Annotated in this window: 13 protein-coding genes; 5 read left to right on the top strand and 8 right to left on the bottom strand. The window is 64.0% G+C overall.

Going from position 1 to position 18,522, the window contains the following annotated elements; translation table 11 throughout:
- Positions 1-111: 111 nt before the first annotated feature.
- From ING15_RS14890 to ING15_RS14870, 5 genes are all read right to left on the bottom strand, one after another.
- The gene (locus ING15_RS14890; RefSeq protein ID WP_206455622.1) at positions 112-1,512 is read right to left on the bottom strand and encodes an NAD(P)(+) transhydrogenase (Re/Si-specific) subunit beta; all 1,401 of its coding nucleotides are present in this window, start codon (positions 1,510-1,512) and stop codon (positions 112-114) included.
- 14 nt (positions 1,513-1,526) lie between these two features.
- Positions 1,527-1,943, bottom strand: coding sequence for a proton-translocating transhydrogenase family protein (locus ING15_RS14885; protein ID WP_206455621.1), 417 nt, complete (start codon positions 1,941-1,943; stop codon positions 1,527-1,529).
- Entirely contained in the window at positions 1,943-3,106 is a 1,164-nt protein-coding gene (locus ING15_RS14880; RefSeq protein ID WP_206455637.1) for a Re/Si-specific NAD(P)(+) transhydrogenase subunit alpha, read from the bottom strand. Before ING15_RS14880 ends, ING15_RS14885 begins: the two co-directional genes overlap by 1 nt.
- A gap of 214 nt (positions 3,107-3,320) precedes the next feature.
- Positions 3,321-3,542 carry an aa3-type cytochrome c oxidase subunit IV gene (locus ING15_RS19540; RefSeq protein ID WP_332873837.1) on the bottom strand — a complete coding sequence of 74 codons (222 nt, stop codon included), beginning with the start codon at positions 3,540-3,542 and terminating at the stop codon, positions 3,321-3,323.
- Positions 3,543-3,778: 236 nt separating this feature from the next.
- On the bottom strand, positions 3,779-4,303 hold the full coding sequence (locus ING15_RS14870; RefSeq protein ID WP_206455619.1) for a regulatory protein RecX: 525 nt from the start codon (positions 4,301-4,303) through the stop codon (positions 3,779-3,781).
- A 627-nt stretch (positions 4,304-4,930) separates the two neighbouring features.
- On the opposite strand from ING15_RS14870, the gene ING15_RS14865 reads away from it, so the two are divergent.
- On the top strand, positions 4,931-5,776 hold the full coding sequence (locus ING15_RS14865) for an isocitrate lyase/PEP mutase family protein (RefSeq protein ID WP_206455618.1): 846 nt from the start codon (positions 4,931-4,933) through the stop codon (positions 5,774-5,776).
- Between the two features lie 44 nt (positions 5,777-5,820).
- Here the strand turns inward: ING15_RS14865 and ING15_RS14860 are convergent, their stop codons facing one another.
- Positions 5,821-9,285, bottom strand: coding sequence for an indolepyruvate ferredoxin oxidoreductase family protein (locus ING15_RS14860; RefSeq protein ID WP_206455617.1), 3,465 nt, complete (start codon positions 9,283-9,285; stop codon positions 5,821-5,823).
- A gap of 401 nt (positions 9,286-9,686) precedes the next feature.
- Between ING15_RS14860 and ING15_RS14855 the strand changes: the two genes are divergently transcribed.
- Both ING15_RS14855 and ING15_RS14850 read left to right on the top strand, forming a co-directional pair.
- Entirely contained in the window at positions 9,687-10,304 is a 618-nt protein-coding gene (locus ING15_RS14855; protein WP_206455616.1) for a TRAP transporter small permease subunit, read from the top strand.
- Positions 10,297-12,114 carry a TRAP transporter large permease gene (locus ING15_RS14850; protein ID WP_206455615.1) on the top strand — a complete coding sequence of 606 codons (1,818 nt, stop codon included), beginning with the start codon at positions 10,297-10,299 and terminating at the stop codon, positions 12,112-12,114. Before ING15_RS14855 ends, ING15_RS14850 begins: the two co-directional genes overlap by 8 nt.
- A gap of 88 nt (positions 12,115-12,202) precedes the next feature.
- Here ING15_RS14850 and ING15_RS14845 read toward each other — a convergent pair whose 3' ends face one another.
- On the bottom strand, positions 12,203-13,321 hold the full coding sequence (locus ING15_RS14845) for a TRAP transporter substrate-binding protein (RefSeq protein ID WP_206455614.1): 1,119 nt from the start codon (positions 13,319-13,321) through the stop codon (positions 12,203-12,205).
- A 291-nt stretch (positions 13,322-13,612) separates the two neighbouring features.
- Here ING15_RS14845 and ING15_RS14840 point away from each other — a divergent pair, with 291 nt between their 5' ends.
- Both ING15_RS14840 and ING15_RS14835 read left to right on the top strand, forming a co-directional pair.
- Positions 13,613-15,115, top strand: a complete 1,503-nt coding sequence (locus tag ING15_RS14840) for an ATPase domain-containing protein (protein ID WP_206455613.1) — start codon at positions 13,613-13,615, stop codon at positions 15,113-15,115.
- Positions 15,116-15,117: 2 nt separating this feature from the next.
- Positions 15,118-17,211 (top strand): ATP-binding protein, encoded by a 2,094-nt coding sequence (locus tag ING15_RS14835; protein ID WP_206455612.1) that lies wholly within the window; start codon positions 15,118-15,120, stop codon positions 17,209-17,211.
- 131 nt (positions 17,212-17,342) lie between these two features.
- On the opposite strand, the gene ING15_RS14830 is transcribed toward ING15_RS14835, so the two are convergent.
- Complete coding sequence (locus ING15_RS14830; RefSeq protein ID WP_206455611.1) at positions 17,343-18,449, bottom strand: TRAP transporter substrate-binding protein; 1,107 nt, start codon at positions 18,447-18,449, stop codon at positions 17,343-17,345.
- Positions 18,450-18,522 lie beyond the last annotated feature (73 nt).

Below are 18,522 nucleotides of genomic sequence, written 5' to 3'. Positions count from 1 at the left end.
GTCGCCGCGGCAAAGGTCCCGGCCGAAACGAAAAAGGCCTGCCACACCCGGCAGGCCTTTTTCATGAAAGCGAAACAGCAGGGGCGATGCCCCGGCGGATCAACGTCTTGGTCAGTCGGCAAGCGCCTTGACGATGTCCTCGACCATCTTCTTGGCGTCGGAGAACAGCATCATCGTGTTGTCCTTGTAGAACAACGTATTGTCGATGCCGGCATAGCCCGACGCCAGCGAACGCTTGATGAACAGGCAAGTCTTCGCCTGGTCGACGTTGAGGATCGGCATGCCGTAGATCGGCGAGGCCTTGTCGTCGCGCGCCGACGGGTTGGTCACGTCGTTGGCGCCGATAACGAAGGCGACGTCGGTCTGGGCGAACTCCGAGTTGATGTCCTCGAGCTCGAACACGTCGTCATAGGGCACGTTGGCCTCGGCCAGGAGCACGTTCATGTGCCCCGGCATGCGACCCGCCACCGGATGAATGGCGTATTTCACATCGACGCCCTCGTCCTTGAGCTTGTCGACCATCTCGCGCAGCGCGTGCTGAGCCTGCGCCACCGCCATGCCGTAGCCCGGCACGATGATGACCCGGCCGGCGTTCTTCATCAGATATGCCGCGTCTTCGGCCGAGCCCTGCTTGACCGTGCGATCGCCGAGATCGTCGGCGCCCGACGGCCCGCTCTCGCCGCCGAAGCCACCGAGAATGACCGAAATGAAGGACCGGTTCATGCCCTTGCACATGATGTAGGAGAGGATCGCGCCGGATGATCCCACCAGCGCACCGGTAATGATCAACGCCAGATTCTGCAGCGTGAAGCCGATGCCGGCGGCCGCCCAACCCGAATAGGAGTTCAGCATCGAGACGACGACAGGCATGTCGGCGCCGCCAATCGGGACGATCAGCAATACGCCTAGCACCAGCGCGACGATGACGATGAGCCAGAACAGGAGATAGCTCTGGGTGATCGCGAAGGCCACCACCAGCACGACCAGCGCAACGCCGAGAGCGATGTTGATGAGATGGCGTTGCGGCAACATGATCGGTTTGCCGCTCATGCGTCCGTCGAGCTTCAGGAAGGCGATGACCGAGCCGGTGAAGGTGACGGCGCCGATGGCGACGCCGATCGACATTTCCACTAGCGCCTGGGCGTGGATATCGCCGACCGTGCCGATGCCGATCGCTTCCGGCGCGTAGAGCGCCGCGGCGGCGACCATCACGGCCGCCAAGCCGACGAGGCTGTGGAAGGCTGCGACGAGCTGCGGCATCGCCGTCATCGGGATGCGCTTGGCGGTCACCGCGCCGACGCCACCGCCAATGGCGATGCCGAGGACGATCAGCACCAGCCCACCGAAGGACGGGCCGGCCAACAGCAGCGTGGTGAGGATGGCGATCCCCATACCCACCATGCCGTAAAGATTGCCCTGGCGGCTGGTGGTCGGGTGCGACAGGCCCCTCAGCGCGAGGATGAACAGGACGCCGGAGACGAGATAAAGGAAGGCGGCAAAATTCTCGGACATGATCTGCTACCGCCTCACTTCTCTTTTTTCTTGTACATTGCCAGCATGCGCTGGGTGACGAGGAAGCCGCCGAAGATGTTCACCGAAGCCAGAACCAGCCCGATGAAGCCGAAGGTTGTCGCCATTCCCGACGCCGAGATGCCGACGGCCAGAAGTGCGCCCACGATGATCACCGAGGAGATGGCGTTGGTCACCGACATCAACGGCGTGTGCAGCGCCGGTGTCACCGACCAGACGACGTAGTAGCCGACGAAGATCGCCAGCACGAAGATCGCCAGATGGAAGACGAAGGGGTCGATTCCGGTCGCCGCGCCCACCGCTTCGGTGATGCCCGAACCCATCAGTCCCTCGACGCCGGAGCGTGCCTCGCGAATGGCGGCACCAGCCTCGTTCAGCTGCTGCAGCGTGTTGCGAATGGTCTCGTTTTCCATCACGCCTCTCCCTTGGCCGTCTCGGCCGCGCCGTTATCGCCGGAACCGGCGGCCGGCTCCTTGGCGAAGTTCGGATGCACTACCTTGCCGTCGCGTGTCAGCAGCGTCGCCTGCACCAGCGGATCCTCGAAATCGATCTTCAGCGCCTTGGTTTCCTTGTCGATCATCGTCTCGAGGAAACTCGAAAGGTTCTTGGCGTAGAGCAGCGACGCACTGGCCGCGATCCGGCCCGGAACGTTGAGATGGCCGACAATCTTCGCCGGCCCCATCTGCACGACCTTGCCGGCCTCGGCGCCCTCGACATTGCCACCGCGCTCGACGGCGAGGTCGACCACAATCGAGCCCGGCTTCATCGATTCGACCATCGCCTTGGAGACCAGCCGAGGCGCCGGCCGGCCGGGAATCAGCGCGGTGGTGATGACGATGTCCTGTTTGGCGATGTGCGATGCGACGAGTTCGGCCTGCTTGGCCTGATACTCTTTCGACATCTCCTTGGCGTAACCGCCGGCTGTCTCCGCCGCCTTGAACTCCTCGTCCTCGACCGCGATGAACTTGCCGCCGAGCGATTCCACCTGTTCCTTGGCCGCGGGCCGCACATCCGTGGCCGTCACCGCGGCGCCGAGACGCTTGGCCGTGGCGATCGCCTGGAGACCGGCAACGCCAGCGCCCATGACGAAGACGCGCGCGGCGGGAACGGTCCCGGCCGCGGTCATCATCATCGGAAACGCACGGTCGAATTCGTAGGCCGCGTCGATCACGGCCTGGTATCCGGCGAGATTGGCCTGGGACGACAGCACGTCCATCGACTGCGCGCGGGTGATGCGCGGCATGAATTCCATGGCGAAGGCGAGAATGCCGGCATCGGCCATCGCCTTGACTTCCTCGTCGCGACCATAGGGGTCCATCGTCGCGATAACCGCCGCGCCAGACTTATAGGTCTTTAGCTCCTCGGGCGAGGGCCGGCGCACCTTGAGAATGATGTCGGCATCGGAAGCGTCCTTCGACGTGCCGATCGCGGCGCCCGCCGCCTTGAAAGCATCGTCGGTGACACGCGAGCGCTCCCCGGCCCCCGCTTCCACGGTGACGTTGGCACCCAGACCCGTCAGTTTCTTCACGGTATCGGGCGACGCCGCGACCCGGGATTCCCCGTCGTCGCGTTCCATTGGCACGAACAATTTCAACTTGGAACGCCTCCCCCTCAAACTTTTAGCGCCCTGCGTCCATCCGGATGCGCAAAGGGCGTTTCATATCGAATCACTGGATGATTCTGTCCGGCGATCTTATCCGAAAATCGGTAGCGACCATCGGATTCATCTGATGGCCACGCTTGGCATGGCCACGAAATTCCTGCCGTCTCTCCCGCCGGCAGGCCGCCTATCAGGCGACGAAATAGGCGATCGCCAGAAGCACGACAAAGCTCAGGATACCGCCGAGAAACCCGCCGCCCATCATCAAGCCCACAGTCATGCCGACGAGAATGGCGACCGTGCCGATCGTGCCCCATTTGAACATGGAGAGAAACAGAGCGTAGGTCCGCTCATGCTCGGGATAGTCCATATCGGCCGGATTGGTGGTGTCGTAATTCGGCAGTTCGGCCACGTGGCAGCTCCCTTGTCGTCCTGTTTCTTCGGCACATACACGATATTGCGCGGAACTGGCAATGCCACACGGACGCCTCATTCCAGCGATGCGACCATGTGAAAGCGGCTGCAATTCGGTTGGCCGCCAACCGAATTCCGGTCACGCGCCGCGTTCGGCGCCGTGCTTGACCTCATTCGCGGACCAAGGAGATGGGAGGCGCGCATCCTTCTCCGGCTGGCTCGGTGGCCGGCGCGCTATCGCCCGCCGCCGTCGCCGTCGATCACCGCCGCGGCGTCGGAAAAACCGAATCCGGCCCGCACCATCGCCGCCACGTCACGGTCGCGCCGTTCGGCGCGCTCACGCAGACGGTGTGGGCCGAGCCGCCGCCGCTTCGCGTAGGCTGCAGCCGCGTCGCGTTCGCTGGTTTCGTCCTTGGCCAGCAGCATCTCGACGAGGTCGCGGCCGACGCCCTTTTCCGAAAGCTTCGCAGCCACCATGCGCTTCGAGGTCCCGCGCCGGCGCAAGCTCGCCAGGCGCGCCTCCGCGAACGCCTGGTCGTCGACAAGTTTCAACTCGATGAAACGGGCAACAGTCGTGTCGATGAGATCGCCATAGTCGGCGGGCTCCTCGCCAAGCGCATGGCAACGCCGCATCACCTTGCGCTCCAGCACCCGGCGCAGATTTGCCGTGGTCGAAGCATAGCGTTCGAGATAATGCGCCGCCGCCCGGAACAGCCATTCGGGCGTGACCGGTTTCGGCTTGGGAGGCTGCTTGTCCATGCGGCTTCTATACGAAGCTTGGCGAATCTGGTGCAACCGTCACGGAAATAACCTCACAACGCAGTGCTTTGTTAGGCGACTGCGCCGGGATATCGAAACGACTAGTGCCCGCCGATGACGACGGGCACTCCTAACCTTAATCGAATTGCCCTAGCGGGCGTTACCGCAACCTCGCCGCATCGCCGCTTCTGCTGCGTCAAGCCGCTGCAGCTTCTCGTGCAAGGACGCAGGAATTCCTTCCGTCACCACAAAGGTGGGTAGATTCCGCAAGTGCCGCGCCACTTCCGCTTGGCGGCATCGGTTTGTCAGCGTCCTCTTCAACTCGGCCATCGTTATACCTTTCCCCTAGGGGGCGGGTTTGATTGGTTACTTCACATAAACCCATGTCTGTACGTGAAGGTTCCACAGTCTCGCCTCTACATTGGGGGCATTTGGTTAAAATCATCTCAACTTGAGACGCGCGCCGCCGCCCCACACCCGTCCCCGTAGCAGCCCGGTCCTCCGGAAATGCGGTCGACAGTCATCTCGCCTCGGCATAGGTTTCCCTGGCTCTAACGCGAAAGTGCGCCGGATGCAGACTGCCTCGACGTGAGCCTGACACACCTCGAAATGGTAATGGGCACTCGCATGACGTCCTTGTCCCGCCGACATCAGGCCTTCCAGGATCTCCATCAGGCGGGCTGTTTCGTCATACCCAATCCTTGGGATGCCGGTTCGGCCCGCGTGATGGCCGCCGCAGGCGCCAAGGCGCTCGCCACCACGTCGGCCGGTTTCGCCTTCACACTCGGCCGACCCGACATGGGCCATGTGACGCGCGACGAAGCACTCGCCCATGCCGAAACGATCGTCGCGGCGACTGGTCTGCCGGTCTCGGGCGATCTGGAAAACGGCTTCGCGGATGATCCGGACGACGTCGCCCAGACGATTCGACTGGCTGCCGAGGGCGGGCTGTCGGGCGGCTCCATCGAGGATACGCGGATGGCACCGGGAAACCCCGCTTATCCGTTCGACCTCGCCGTCGACCGCATCCGCGCCGCGGCCTCGACCGTCTCCGCGCTGGGCCGTCCCTTCGTCCTGTGCGCCCGTGCCGACGGTGTGATGAACGGCAGTTACGACCTCGATGAGGCGATCCGCCGCGTAAAGGCCTTCGAGACGGCGGGCGCCGATCTCCTTTATGTGCCGGTGCCGCCGGGTGTCGACGAACTACGCCGGGTGCTCGGCGCCGTGTCGAAGCCGGTCAACGCGCTCGCCGCCGGACCGCTGCGCCGCCTGTCCGTCGCCGAATTCGCCGCACTCGGCGTCCGGCGCATTTCGCTGGGCTCGACACTCGCCCGCGTGACCCATGCGGCGGTCCGCGATTGCATGCGCGAAATCATCGCCGAGGGCCGTTTCGCCGGCCTCGAATCCGCAGCTTCGGCAACCGAGATGGACGGGATGCTCGAGGCTGGCGCCGGCGAGACCGACGCGATCTGATAGGGCGGGTGGACCAGCACATCGCGGATATGCTCGCCCGCCCCCTACTCCGCCGCCTCCGCCACGTACAGCGCGCCGGCAAAGGCCGCCTCGGCCTCCTTGCGCCGCGTTTGGGCCCGCTCGGCGAAGCCGCGGCGGACGATTCCAAACCCCTTCAGCGTCTCGGGCCAGCGGGCCAGTTCTACTGCGGCGTCGTAATTACCCGGTTGCAGCCCCGCAAGAATGCGCTCGAGGCTCGCCTCGTAAAGCGCCTTCTCGTCCCGCTCGGCCTTGCGCTCGGCCGACCAGCGGAAGGGATCGAGCGGCGTGCCGCGCAGCCGCTTCATTGCCGCCAGCAGTTTGAACCCGGTCATCATCCATGGGCCAAAAGCGCGTTTTTTCGGCCGCCCCTTCGGGCCGTCCTCTCCCATGATCGGCGGCGCCAGATGGAACTCCAGCCGGTCGTATCCGGAGAAACGCTCGCCGAGCTGCGCGGCGAAGCTCCCATCGGTGTAAAGCCGCGCCACCTCGTATTCGTCTTTGGCGGCCATCAACCGGTAGAGTTGCCGTGCCGCCGCCTCCGCCAGATCGTTGCGGCCGGGCGCGATCTTCGCCTCGGCGGCCCGGATTGCAGCGACGCGGTTTCGGTAATGCTCGGCATAGGCATCATTCTGATAGGCCGCGAGATCCTTGGCCCGCCGCGCGATCGCTTCGTCCAGGGTTTCCGATACCCGGCGATGGTCGAGCGCGGTCGCCGCCCCCTGCTCGCCCTCGATCGCGGGCAGGTTCGCCGGATCGTGGGCGATCGCCCGCCCCCATTCGAACGCATCGAGATTGGCTTCCACAGCGACGCCGTTCATCTCCAGCGCCCGCCGGATCGCGGCGCGCGAAACCGGCAGCGCGCCGGTCTGCCAGGCCAGACCCAGCATGAGCATGTTGGCGTAGATGGCGTCGCCGAACAGCGTGACAGCGATCTTCTCGGCATCCGCCACATGGGTGCGCTCAGCGCCGGCCGCCTCGCTCAAGGCCGTCAACAGCCGCCGCGTCGGAAACGAGAAATCGACGTTGTGGGTGAATTCGCCGGACAGCGTCTCGTGGCTGTTGACGACCACATCGGTCTTGCCCCGGCTGACCGCCGAGCGGACCTTGGCGGACGCGGCCGTCACCATGTCGCAGCCGATGATCAGTCGTGCGTCTCCGGCTGCGATCCGGATCGACTTGACGTCATCCGGGGTCGGCGCGATTCGCACATGGCTCATCACTGCCCCGCCCTTTTGCGCCAGCCCGGCCATGTCGATGATGCCGGCGCCCTTGCCGTCGAGATGCGCCGCCATGCCGATGATGGCGCCGATGGTGACGACCCCGGTGCCGCCGACGCCGGTGATGATCACCCCCATCGATCGATCGAGTTCGGCGAGGACGGGCTCCGGCACGTCCGGCGCGGCGGTCCTGCGACGTTCGCCCTTCTTCAACGCGCCGCCATGCACCGTCACGAAGGACGGGCAGACCCCCTCAAGGCAGGAGAAATCCTTGTTGCAGGCCGACTGATCGATCTGCCGTTTGCGGCCGAACTCGGTTTCGACCGCCGTCACCGCGACGCAATTGGACTGGACGCCACAATCGCCGCAGCCCTCGCAGACCCGCTCGTTGATGACGACCCGCTTGTCCGGATCGGGAAACTTGCCGCGCTTGCGGCGGCGGCGCTTTTCGGCGGCGCAGGTCTGGTCGTAGATCAGCACCGTCAGCCCGTCGGTCGCGGCCAGATCGCGCTGCACCGTATCGAGTTCGGAGCGATGGTGGATCGTCGCGCTCGCCGGCAGCCGCGGATCGCCCCGGTGCTTGTCGGGATCATCGGAGACGATTGCAAGCTTCTTGGCGCCCTCGCCGGTCACCTGCGCGGCGATCGCCGCGACGGTGAGCCCGCCCTCATGCGGCTGCCCGCCGGTCATCGCGACGGCGTCGTTGTAGAGAATCTTGTAGGTGACGTTGGCGCCGGAGGCCGCCGCCGCTCGTAGCGCCAGCGCGCCGGAATGATTGTAGGTGCCGTCGCCGAGATTCTGGAAAACGTGGCCGCGGGTCGAGAAGTGGTGCTCGCCGACCCAGTTGGCGCCCTCGCCGCCCATCTGGGTGAAGCCTTCCGTCCCGCGGTCCATCCACAGCGCCATGTAGCTGCAGCCGATACCGGCATAGGCGCGCGAACCCTCCGGGATCCGCGTCGAGGTGTTGTGCGGACAGCCGGCGCAGAAATACGGCGTGCGGACAGCAATCTCGGGCATCGTCCCGGAGGTGGCCGTCAAGGTTTCTAGATCGGCGACCCGTGCCGCCAGCTGATCCTGCGGTGTTCGCGCCATGATCCGGCGGCCGATCGCCACTGCGATGTGGTTCGCGTCGAGCGACGCTTTCGGCGAAAACAGCGTCGCGCCCTGCTCGTCGGCCTTGCCGATGATCGCCGGCGCATCGGCCGTACCGTAGAGGATTTCCTTGATCTGCGGCTCGACCAGGCCGCGCTTTTCCTCCACCACGATCACCTGATCGAGCCCGTCGGCGAAACGGCGAATAAAATCGGCGTCGAGCGGCCAGGGAACGCCGATCTTGCCGAGCCGGATGCCAAAATTCGCCGCCGCGACCTCGTCGATTCCCAGGCTCGACAGCGCCTGCTCGACGTCGAGCCAGGATTTGCCCAGCGACAGGATGCCTATCTTCGGGCTCCGCCCACCCGAATGAGCGATCCGGTCGAGACCGTTGGCGGCCAGGAACGCGCGCGCGGCTGGCAGCTTGAAGTCGTGGAGCAGCGCCTCCTGTTCCAGCGGATGGGCGGCGCGGCGAATGTTGAGCCCACCCGGCGGCATGTCGAATTTGGGCAAAGTAGCGGCGACCCGATCGAAATCGGAGCGCACCGTCGCGGTCGATTCGATGTTGTCCTTGACGCATTTCATCGCCGTCCAAAGGCCCGAAAAGCGCGACAGGGCGAAGGCGACAAGGCCGTAGTCGAGGATTTCCTGGACGCCTGCCGGATTGAAGATCGGGATCATCGCGTCGACGAAGGCGAATTCCGACTGATGCGCCGTGGTCGAGGATTCGCAGGTGTGATCGTCGCCCATCAGCGCGAGAACGCCGCCATTCCTCGACGTGCCTGCCAGATTGGCGTGGCGGAACGCATCGCCGGACCGGTCGACGCCCGGTCCCTTGCCGTACCAGATGCCGAAAACGCCGTCGTGACGGCCCTCGCCGCGGATTTCTGCCTGCTGCGTGCCCCACAGCGCCGTTGCCGCCAGATCCTCGTTCAAGCCTGGCTCGAACACGATCTTGTGCCGCTCGAGCAATGCTTTCGCCCGAGCGAACTGCTGGTCGAGGCCGCCGAGCGGCGAACCACGATAGCCGGTCACGTAGGCCGCCGTGTCGAGACCGGCGAGCCGATCGCGCTCCGCCTGCATCAGCGCCAGACGCACGATCGCCTGCGTCCCCGACAGAAAAACGTTCGGAACGGCAAGATCGTATTTGTCATCGAGCGAGATGGTGCGATCGATCATCGAGCGAGTGTCCTCCCAAACCAGACGCGAGCCGCGGCTGCGGCCCATCCGAGTGCTTTGTCTTCCTTACCGTTTTGAGGCGCGACGGGGCCGAGGTCAAAGGTTTTTCCTCACGTTCCGGTGACGAACCGGCTGGCGCACGCAAATATCCCGTTCCTCGCGGCGATAACTGTGGCTGCCAGGCGGGAGATAACGCAGGCCGCGAGGTGGCTGGCACCCTTGCACAAGACCTGGAAATTACTTAACCACGACCGACTTCCCGACGCGGGAACCGCTGGTCGAAACTGGCGGATCGCGGTGCCATCGGCGCTGTCCAGAACGGGATGAAATGGCGTTCTTCGCCGCGTTCGAACCGTGGACGCGACCGAAGCATCCGGGGGCACCAGGGGAGGCCAGGCCGAATGTCGGCGCTCTTGTCATTTTCGCGCAGTGTCGATCGCGTCACAACCTTCCTCGGGCGCGCCGTTTCATGGCTCGTCCTCGTTGCCGTCCTGGTCAGCGCCGGCAATGCGGTGATGCGCAAGGCGTTCGACATGAGCTCCAACGCCTGGCTCGAACTGCAATGGTACCTGTTTGGGGCGGTTTTTCTCCTGGCCGCGGCCTGGACGCTCAAGGTCAACGAGCATGTGCGCATTGATGTCGTCGCGGCGCATCTGTCCAAGCGCACGCGCGACTGGATCGATCTCGTCTGCCATATCCTGTTCCTGCTGCCCTTCGCCGGGCTGATGGTCTACCTCGCCATTCCCTATGTTCAGCTTTCCTACCGCCAGCAGGAGGTGTCAGCGAATGCCGGCGGCCTGATCATCTGGCCGGCCAAGGCGCTGATTCTCGCAGGCTTCATCCTTCTTCTCGCCCAGGCGCTCTCCGAGATCATCAAGCGGATCGCCGTCATTCGCGGCGTGATCGAGGAACCGTCGCCACACCACGATCTACCGCCCGCTGTCGAGGACGTGCTCGAGATGGAAGACGCCGGAGTTCAGGACGCTCGCGACGATCAGCGGCCACGCCATCATGATTGAGTTCATTGCCCACAACCTCGCGCCGATCATGTTCGTCAGCGTCATGGCGATGCTGCTGCTCGGCTATCCCGTCGCCTTCACCCTCGCCGCGGGCGGCCTGTTCTATTTCGTCATCGGTGTCGAGTTCTCCGAACTGTCGCCGCAGATCACGCTGTTCTGGACCCTGCTCGGCGCGCAGCCCGACCGGGTTTTCGGGATCATGTCGAACGACACGCTGTTGGCCGTGCCGTTCTTCACCTTCATGGGATTGGTCCTCGAACGTTCGCGCATGGCCGAGGATCTTCTGGAGACGATCGGGCAGCTGTTCGGCCCGGTGCGCGGCGGCCTCGGTTACGCCGCGGTCCTCGTCGGCGCGCTGTTGGCCGCCACCACCGGTGTCGTCGCCGCCTCGGTCATTGCCATGGGGCTGATCTCGCTGCCGATCATGCTGCGCTACGGCTACGACCGGTCCTTCGCGACCGGCACGATCGCCGCCTCCGGCACACTGGCGCAGATCGTTCCGCCGTCGCTGGTCCTCATCGTCATGGCCGACCAGCTCGGCCGCTCGGTCGGCGACATGTATGTCGGCGCGCTCTATCCGGCGCTGCTGATGATCGGGCTGTATCTTCTCTACACCTTCGCGGTAACGATCGTGCGGCCGCATGCGGCGCCGGCGCTGCCGCCCGAGGCGCGCACGCTCGGTGGCGGTGTCCGGTCGCTGATCGCCATACTGCTCGCGGCGGCCATCATCACCGTGGTGACCTGGTACACGGTCTTTGCCGGTTTTCGCGATGAAGTCCGTGACGTCTGGGCGATGACCACGGGTGTGGGCGTCGCCTACGCCGTCGCGTTGTTGAATCGCGCTTTCGGTCTTGGCCTGTTGTCGCGGCTGGCCCAGCAGGTCGTCATCGTGCTGATCCCGCCGCTGGCGCTGATCTTTCTCGTTCTCGGCACCATCTTTCTCGGCATCGCCACGCCGACCGAGGGCGGCGCGATGGGGGCGACCGGCGCACTGGTCATGGCCTTCAGCAAGGGCCGGCTGACGCTCAAGGTTCTGACGCAGGCGCTGGAATCCACCGCCAAGCTGTCCGCCTTCGTGCTCTTCATCCTGATCGGGGCGCGCGTCTTCGGTCTGACCTTCTACGGCATCAACGGCAATATCTGGATCGAGGAGCTGCTGCTGGCGATCCCCGGCGACGAATACGGCTTCCTGATCGCCGTCTCGATCCTCATCTTCATCCTCGGCTGTTTCCTCGATTTCTTCGAGATCGCCTTCATCCTGATCCCCCTGCTCGCTCCCGTTGCGGAGACGCTCGGCATCGACCTGATCTGGTTCGGCGTGCTGATCGGCATCAACCTTCAGACTTCCTTCCTGACGCCCCCTTTCGGCTTCTCGCTGTTCTATCTGCGCTCGATCGCGCCATCCGGCGCATGGTTCGACAAGGTCTCCGGCCGCACTATCGACGGGGTGAGTACCCCGGCGATCTACAAGGGCGCGCTGCCGTTCATCCTTATCAACGCGCTGATGATCGTCATCGTCATGGCGTTTCCGGGGCTGGTCACACGGTACAAGGGGGACGTCAGGCCGCCGATGGACCCGGCCGAGTTCCGCCTGCAAATTCCCACCTTCGGCGGCGAAGGCGGCATGAGCCTGCCGCCGCTCGGCGGCACCTCGGGGGCCGGTCAGACCAACGACCCGTTCGGCCTGCCGCCGCTCGGACTGCCCGGCACCGCCCCGGGAACGGCGCCGGCGCCCGACACGACCGCCCCCGCGCCGCCGACCGAAGGACCCGCACCGGTCGATCTGTCACAGCCGCCGTCATTCCAATAGGTTTGTCGAGCGGGCAGCGGTCAAAGAAAAGGCCCGGAACGGTTTGTCGTCCCGCGCCTTGACGATTTCGCAAAGATGCGTCGCCCGATCAGAGTGCGCCTTCGCGCTGCTTGATCATCATGAAGGTGTCGAACGTGTATTCCGACAGCTGCGCCCACAGATAGGCGTCCCGCTTGAAGGCGTTCTGGCTTTCGAGCAGTGTCCGGTAGTCCTCGTTCGATGCCGAGATCTCGTCATGAACCGCTTTCGCCGCCTCGAAGCTCGCGTTCATGATCTCCTGACTGAATGGCCGCAATTGCGCGCCCTCGGAGACGAGTCGCCGGAGCGCGGCGGGATTGCGGTAATCGTATGAGGCGAGCATCGAGGAATTGATCGCCTGGCAGGCCGATTCCAGCATCGCCTGATAGGACTTCGGCAGGGCGTTCCACTGTTCGAGGTTGAACATCATGTGGAGTGCAGCGCCGCCCTCCCACCAGGCCGGATAGTAGTAATACTTGGCCACCTTGTGGAAGCCCAGCCGCTCGTCGTCATAGGGGCCGACGAATTCGACCGCGTCGAGGGTGCCGCGCTCCAGCGCCGAATAAATGTCGCCCGCCGGGATCTGCTGTGGAACCACGCCGAGCTTTTCCACCACCTTGCCGGCAAGGCCGGCGATCCGCAGCTTCAGCCCCTTCAGATCGTCGAGCGTGTTGATTTCCTTGCGATACCAGCCGCCCATCTGGGCACCGGTGTTGCCCGCCGGCAAGGCGTAAATGCTGGACTTGGCATAGAATTCGTTCAACAAGTCGTTGCCGCCGCCCTCGTAGAACCAGGCGTTGAGCTGGCGGGCGTTGAGGCCGAAGGGCACGGCGGTGCCGAAGGCGAAGGCCGGGTTCTTGCCGACATAATAATAGGAGGCGGTGTGGCCCATCTGGACGGTGCCGTTTTCCACCGCGTCGAGAACCTGTCCGCCAGGAACGATTTCGCCAGCCGCGAACAATTGAATGTCGAACTGGCCGTCGCTCGCCTCCTTCACATAGCGCACCAGCAATTCCGAGGCGCCGAAGATCGTGTCGACGGACTTGGGAAACGACGAAACGCAGCGCCAGTTGACCTTGGGCTTTTCCTGAGCGATGGCCGGCGCCGACAGCGTCGCGGCCCCCGCACCAACCACACCGGCACCCAATGCGCCCTTGGCGGCACCGCCGATGAATGCGCGTCTGTCCATTTATGGCTCCCCAAAATGCAAGTGCCGCCCCGTCGGCGGCACGCGTCTCCGCGGCCGGAATCTTATGCCCAGCCTCAGCGCGAGATCGTAAGGATAAAGGATAGAAATTCAAGCGCGTGTGAGACAGCCGCCCCCCATCGCGATCCTGAACGCGACAGGCGATCCAGGCGGAGGGTCGCCCCAAGTTTGGCGCGTTCGATGAATTGCGCCCCGGTATGGAAAACGCTGAGAAACTCTATAGTTCATTCTATCCGCCTATGCGACGCAGCGTGCCTGAAGGTTCGGATATTCATGGAAGTAGGAAGTGATCGCCCTGCAAAGGCCCGCACGGGCGTGGCCGGCCTCGACGACGTCATGGCCGGCGGTCTGTCGGAGGGCCATGTCTTCTTGCTGGAAGGCAATCCCGGCACCGGCAAAACGACGATTGCGCTGAGCTTTCTTTTGGAAGGCGTAGAGGCGGGAGAACGAGGCCTCTACATCACATTGTCGGAAACGCAGGGCGAACTGCGGGACGGCGCGGCTTCGCACGGCTGGGTCATCCCCGACGATATCGATATCTTCGAGTTGGTCCCCCCCGAAAGCCTGCTCGACGCTGATGCCCAGCAGAGCCTTCTCTACTCGTCCGATCTCGAGCTGGGCGAAACGACGAAAATGATCTTCGAGGCGATCGAACGGGTACAACCCAGCCGTATCGTCCTGGACAGCCTGTCGGAGATTCGCTTGCTGGCCCAGAGTTCGCTGCGCTACCGACGGCAGATCCTGGCTCTCAAACATTATTTCGCGCGACGCGGCGCCACCGTTCTGCTTCTCGATGACCTGACCTCCGATACACTGGACAAGACGGTCCACAGTGTTGTCCACGGCGTCGTCCGTCTTGAAGAGCTCGCCCCGAATTACGGCGCAGAGCGCCGCCGGCTGCGTATCACCAAATACCGGGGACAGGCCTTTCGCGGCGGCTACCACGACTTCACGATCAAGACCGGCGGCGTCGAGGTGTTTCCCCGGCTCGTCGCGGCGGAGCATCGCACCGGCTTCTTCGGCCAGAAGCTGACCAGCGGCATCGTGGAGCTCGACGCCCTGCTGGGCGGTGGCATCGAGCGAGGGTCGAGCGCGTTGGTGCTTGGCCCAGCCGGGGCGGGAAAAAGCCTCTTTGCCCTCCAGTTCGTTGCCGCCGCCATCAAGCGCGGCGAGACCGCCGCAATGTTCATCTTCGACGAAGAGCTTGGGCTGTTGTTCAACCGCGTACAGGCGATGGGCTTCGACCTGAAGGCCATGCAGGATGCGGGCAAACTTCACATCGAGCAGGTCGACGCGGCGGAAGTTTCGCCGGGGGAGTTCGCTCACCGGGTTCGCCATCGGGTCGCCGAGGCTGGCGCGACCAGTGTCGTCGTCGATAGTCTCAACGGCTATCAGGCCGCGATGCCCGAGGAGAATGCGCTGATTCTCCACGTCCACGAATTATTGCAGTATCTCAATCGGCAGGGGGCGACCACTTTCCTCACCGTGGCGCAGCACGGTCTTGTCGGCGAGATGAAGTCCCCCGTGGACCTGACCTACTTGGCCGATACCGTCATCTTGCTGCGCTATTTCGAGGCGATGGGGCGGATGAAGCGGGCCGTTTCGGTCATCAAGAAGCGGACCGGAAGCCACGAGGACACTATTCGGGAGTACGGGATCGGCAAAAGCGGGCTGGCACTCGGAAAACCACTGGAGGGATTTCAGGGCATCCTGCGCGGAACGCCGACTTATGTCGGCGAGCCCAGGCCGTTGTTAAAGCGGGCGGACGCCGAGTGAAAATGGCCGCCGCACACCGGGCTCCCCAAGCCCTTATTCTGGCCCCCCGCGGCCGCGACGCATCGATTGCCGCCAGCCTCTTGAAAGAAGTCGGACTCGGGGCGCGGATTTGCGCGGATCTGGATGCGCTGACCCGGGACATCGGCGCCGACACCGCTTTTCTCGTCATGACCGAGGAAGCGACCCGCGGCGCTGATTTGCGGAACCTTGTCGGGCAATTGGAAGCGCAATCGAGTTGGTCCGACCTCGCCTGCATCGTCTTGACCAGTCGGGGCGGCGGCCCCGAACGCAATCCGGCGGCCGCGCGGATATCGGAGGCGCTCGGCAACGTCACCTTCATCGAACGGCCGTTTCATCCCACGACCTTCACCAGCGCCGCCCGGACGGCGCTGAAGGGTCGCCTGCGCCAGTTCGAGGCCCGGGCCCGGCTGGACGAGTTGCGCGAGAGTGGAGAGCGCCTGACAACCGCGCTCACCGCTGGACGCCTCGGATCGTGGGAGCTCGATCTCAAAACATCGGAACTGATCGTCTCAGAGACCTGCAAGGCAAACTTCGGCCGCGGCCCCGAGCAGTCGTTGAGTTACGGGGAACTCCTCTCCAGCATCCATCCGGACGATCGACAACGTATGCGCGAGGCAGTCGAGCGTAGCATCGCGGACAACACCGACTACGTGATCGAGTATCGGGTCCTCTGGCCCGATAAGAGCTTGCACTGGCTCGAGGTCAGGGCGCGCGTCGTCAGCGACGAGGCGAAAGGCACCTCTAGCCTGGTGGGCGTTTCGTCCGACATCACCGATCGCAAGACCTCCGAGGAAAACCTGCGCCGGCTCAACGAGACGCTTGAGGAACGCGTCGCCGAACGCACTGCCGAATTGAAACGGACCCATGAGCTCGTCCTGACGGAGATCACCCAGCGCGAACGCGCGGAGGAGCAATTGCGCCAAGCCCAGAAGATGGAAATGATCGGCCAGCTGACCGGCGGCGTGGCCCATGACTTCAACAACCTGCTGATGGCGGTGCTGGGGAACCTGGACCTACTGCGCAAGCACTTCGCCGCCGACGCCAAAGCCGCGCGCCTGATCGACGGCGCCTTGCAGGGCGCCATGCGCGGGGCGGCCCTGACCCAGCGGCTGCTGGCGTTTGCGCGCAGGCAGGATTTGCGCGTGGAGGCAACCGATCTGGTTACACTCGTCGGCGGGATGACGGCGCTTCTGGAAAAATCGGTAGGTCCCGATATCGAGATGCGGTTCGACCCACCGGATGAGACGTTCTGGACCCTGATCGATCCTAATCAGGTCGAACTCGCCTTGCTCAACCTCGTGGTGAACGCGCGGGATGCCATGCCCGAGGGGGGTATTGTGTCGATCGGGCTGGATACACCGACGCCGCCGTCAGCCCTCAACCTGGGGGCCGGTCCATATTTACGCCTCAGCGTCACAGACACCGGCCAAGGTATGGACGCGGAGACGGTCAGCCGCGCGATCGAACCCTTCTTCTCGACCAAGGAGCTCGGCAAGGGAACCGGCCTCGGTCTTTCGATGATCCACGGCTTGGCGGTCCAGTTGAATGGTGCGCTACGGCTGGAGAGCCATGTCGGCCGCGGCACAACCGCCGAGCTGTGGCTGCCCGCCACGACAGCGGTCGCGCACCCCGAACCGGTGATCGCGGACAGCAACGAAATTCTCGCTGGCGATGCGGTTCCGCGTTCCACCATCCTTTTCGTGGACGACGATTTCCTGATCGCGATGAGCACCGTCGACATGCTGGAGGACCTGGGTCATGAGGTCATCGAAGCCAATTCCGGCGCCGCCGCTCTCGAAATCCTGCGCGGTCCAGACCCGATCGACCTGATGATCACCGATTATTCCATGCCGAAGATGAACGGAGGGCAACTCACCGAGGAGGCGCGCCGTTTGCGGCCCGATCTGCCAATCCTTCTGGCCACCGGCTATGCCGAACTTCCCGACAATTCCACTCTGGACGTGCCTCGCCTGGGCAAGCCGTATCTCCAGCAGCAGCTTGCCGCGGAAATCGCCAAGCTGATCAATGTCCGGCACCCGGGCACGGCAGATGCGACCGCGTCCGAACGAGTGTAAATCGCCGTAGACCTTCGGGACCGCGGCATGCCCTGTCCTGGGCCTTTGCCGGACCGCGCCTACCGCGAACTCAGATAGACCACGGGACGTTGCCGCCCCGTGGTTGAAGGTGGGAATCGGCGACCGCAGCGTTACATCGTGCCGTTGCGCTGCTGGATCATCATGAAGGTGTCAAAGGTGTATTCCGACAGCTGCGCCCACAGATAGGCGTCTTTTTTGAACGCCAGCTGATTCTCGTAGATTTCCTTGAACTTCCCGTTCCCGGCGGAAATCTCGGCATAGGTTTCCTTGGCCGCGTCGTAGGAGGCCTGCAAGATTTCCTGGCTGAACGGACGCAGTTGGGCACCGCTCTGCACCAGCCGCCGGATCGCCGCCGGGTTCTTGAAGTCGTAGGAGGCCATCATGTCGGCATTCGCCGCCTGACAGGCCGAGCGGACCACTTCCTGATAATGCTTCGGCAACTCGTTCCACTTGTCGAGGTTGACCATGGTGTGCAGCGTCGGGCCGCCTTCCCACCAGCCCGGATAATAGTAATAAGGCGCGACCTTGTAGAAGCCGAGCTTCTCGTCGTCATAGGGGCCGATCCATTCAGCCGCGTCGATGACGCCCTTTTCCAGCGACGGATAGATGTCACCGCCGGCGATCTGCTGCGGCACGACACCGAGCTTCTCGATGATCTTGCCGCCCATGCCGCCGATCCGAACCTTGAGACCCTTGAGATCGTCGAGCGTGTTGATTTCCTTGCGATACCAACCGCCCATCTGGGCGCCAGTGTTGCCGCAAGGCAGCCCATACAGCCCCTGCGTGGCATAGAACTCGTTCATCAGCCGGTCGCCGTCGCCATAATAGAACCAGGCATTCGACTGGCGGGCGTTGAGGCCGAACGGAACCGCGGTTCCGAGCGCATAGACCGGATCCTTGCCCCAGTAATAATAGGACGCCGTGTGGGCCATCTCGACGGTGCCGTTCGTCGCGGCGTCGGCGGCCTGCAGACCCGGAACGATCTCCCCGGCGGCGAACACCTGGACGTCGAACTGGCCATCAGTCGAGCCGTTGATATACTTCGCCATCGTTTCGGCGCCGCCATAGATCGTGTCTAGCGACTTCGGAAACGATGACGTACAGCGCCAGGTGACCTTCGGGTTTTCCTGCGCGATGGCGGGCGCGGCCAGCGTCGAAGCGGCGGCGGCGCCAAGTCCAACTCCTCCGGCCTTCTTGATGAATGAACGACGGTCCAAGACAATATCCTCCCATGCTCGGCCGCTGCGGCGCCCGCCGGCTTTCCGGCGTTCACCCAAACGCAGCGGGCAC

The organism is Aurantimonas marina, from assembly GCF_017183135.1.
Lineage (GTDB): Bacteria > Pseudomonadota > Alphaproteobacteria > Rhizobiales > Rhizobiaceae > Aurantimonas > Aurantimonas marina.
The sequence above is the reverse complement of the archived record's forward strand: the minus strand, read 5'-3'. Positions and strand labels throughout refer to the sequence as shown.

Excerpts from the sequence above, each read along its gene's own strand:
- ING15_RS14890 (WP_206455622.1), bottom strand. The coding sequence starts at position 1,512 with ATGTCCGAGAATTTTGCCGCCTTCCTTTATCTCGTCTCCGGCGTCCTG.
- ING15_RS14885 (WP_206455621.1), bottom strand. The coding sequence starts at position 1,943 with ATGGAAAACGAGACCATTCGCAACACGCTGCAGCAGCTGAACGAGGCT.
- ING15_RS14880 (WP_206455637.1), bottom strand. The coding sequence starts at position 3,106 with ATGGAACGCGACGACGGGGAATCCCGGGTCGCGGCGTCGCCCGATACC.
- ING15_RS14870 (WP_206455619.1), bottom strand. The coding sequence starts at position 4,303 with ATGGACAAGCAGCCTCCCAAGCCGAAACCGGTCACGCCCGAATGGCTG.
- ING15_RS14865 (WP_206455618.1), top strand. The coding sequence starts at position 4,931 with ATGACGTCCTTGTCCCGCCGACATCAGGCCTTCCAGGATCTCCATCAG.
- ING15_RS14860 (WP_206455617.1), bottom strand. The coding sequence starts at position 9,285 with ATGATCGATCGCACCATCTCGCTCGATGACAAATACGATCTTGCCGTT.
- ING15_RS14855 (WP_206455616.1), top strand. The coding sequence starts at position 9,687 with ATGTCGGCGCTCTTGTCATTTTCGCGCAGTGTCGATCGCGTCACAACC.
- ING15_RS14850 (WP_206455615.1), top strand. The coding sequence starts at position 10,297 with ATGATTGAGTTCATTGCCCACAACCTCGCGCCGATCATGTTCGTCAGC.
- ING15_RS14845 (WP_206455614.1), bottom strand. The coding sequence starts at position 13,321 with ATGGACAGACGCGCATTCATCGGCGGTGCCGCCAAGGGCGCATTGGGT.
- ING15_RS14840 (WP_206455613.1), top strand. The coding sequence starts at position 13,613 with ATGGAAGTAGGAAGTGATCGCCCTGCAAAGGCCCGCACGGGCGTGGCC.
- ING15_RS14835 (WP_206455612.1), top strand. The coding sequence starts at position 15,118 with ATGGCCGCCGCACACCGGGCTCCCCAAGCCCTTATTCTGGCCCCCCGC.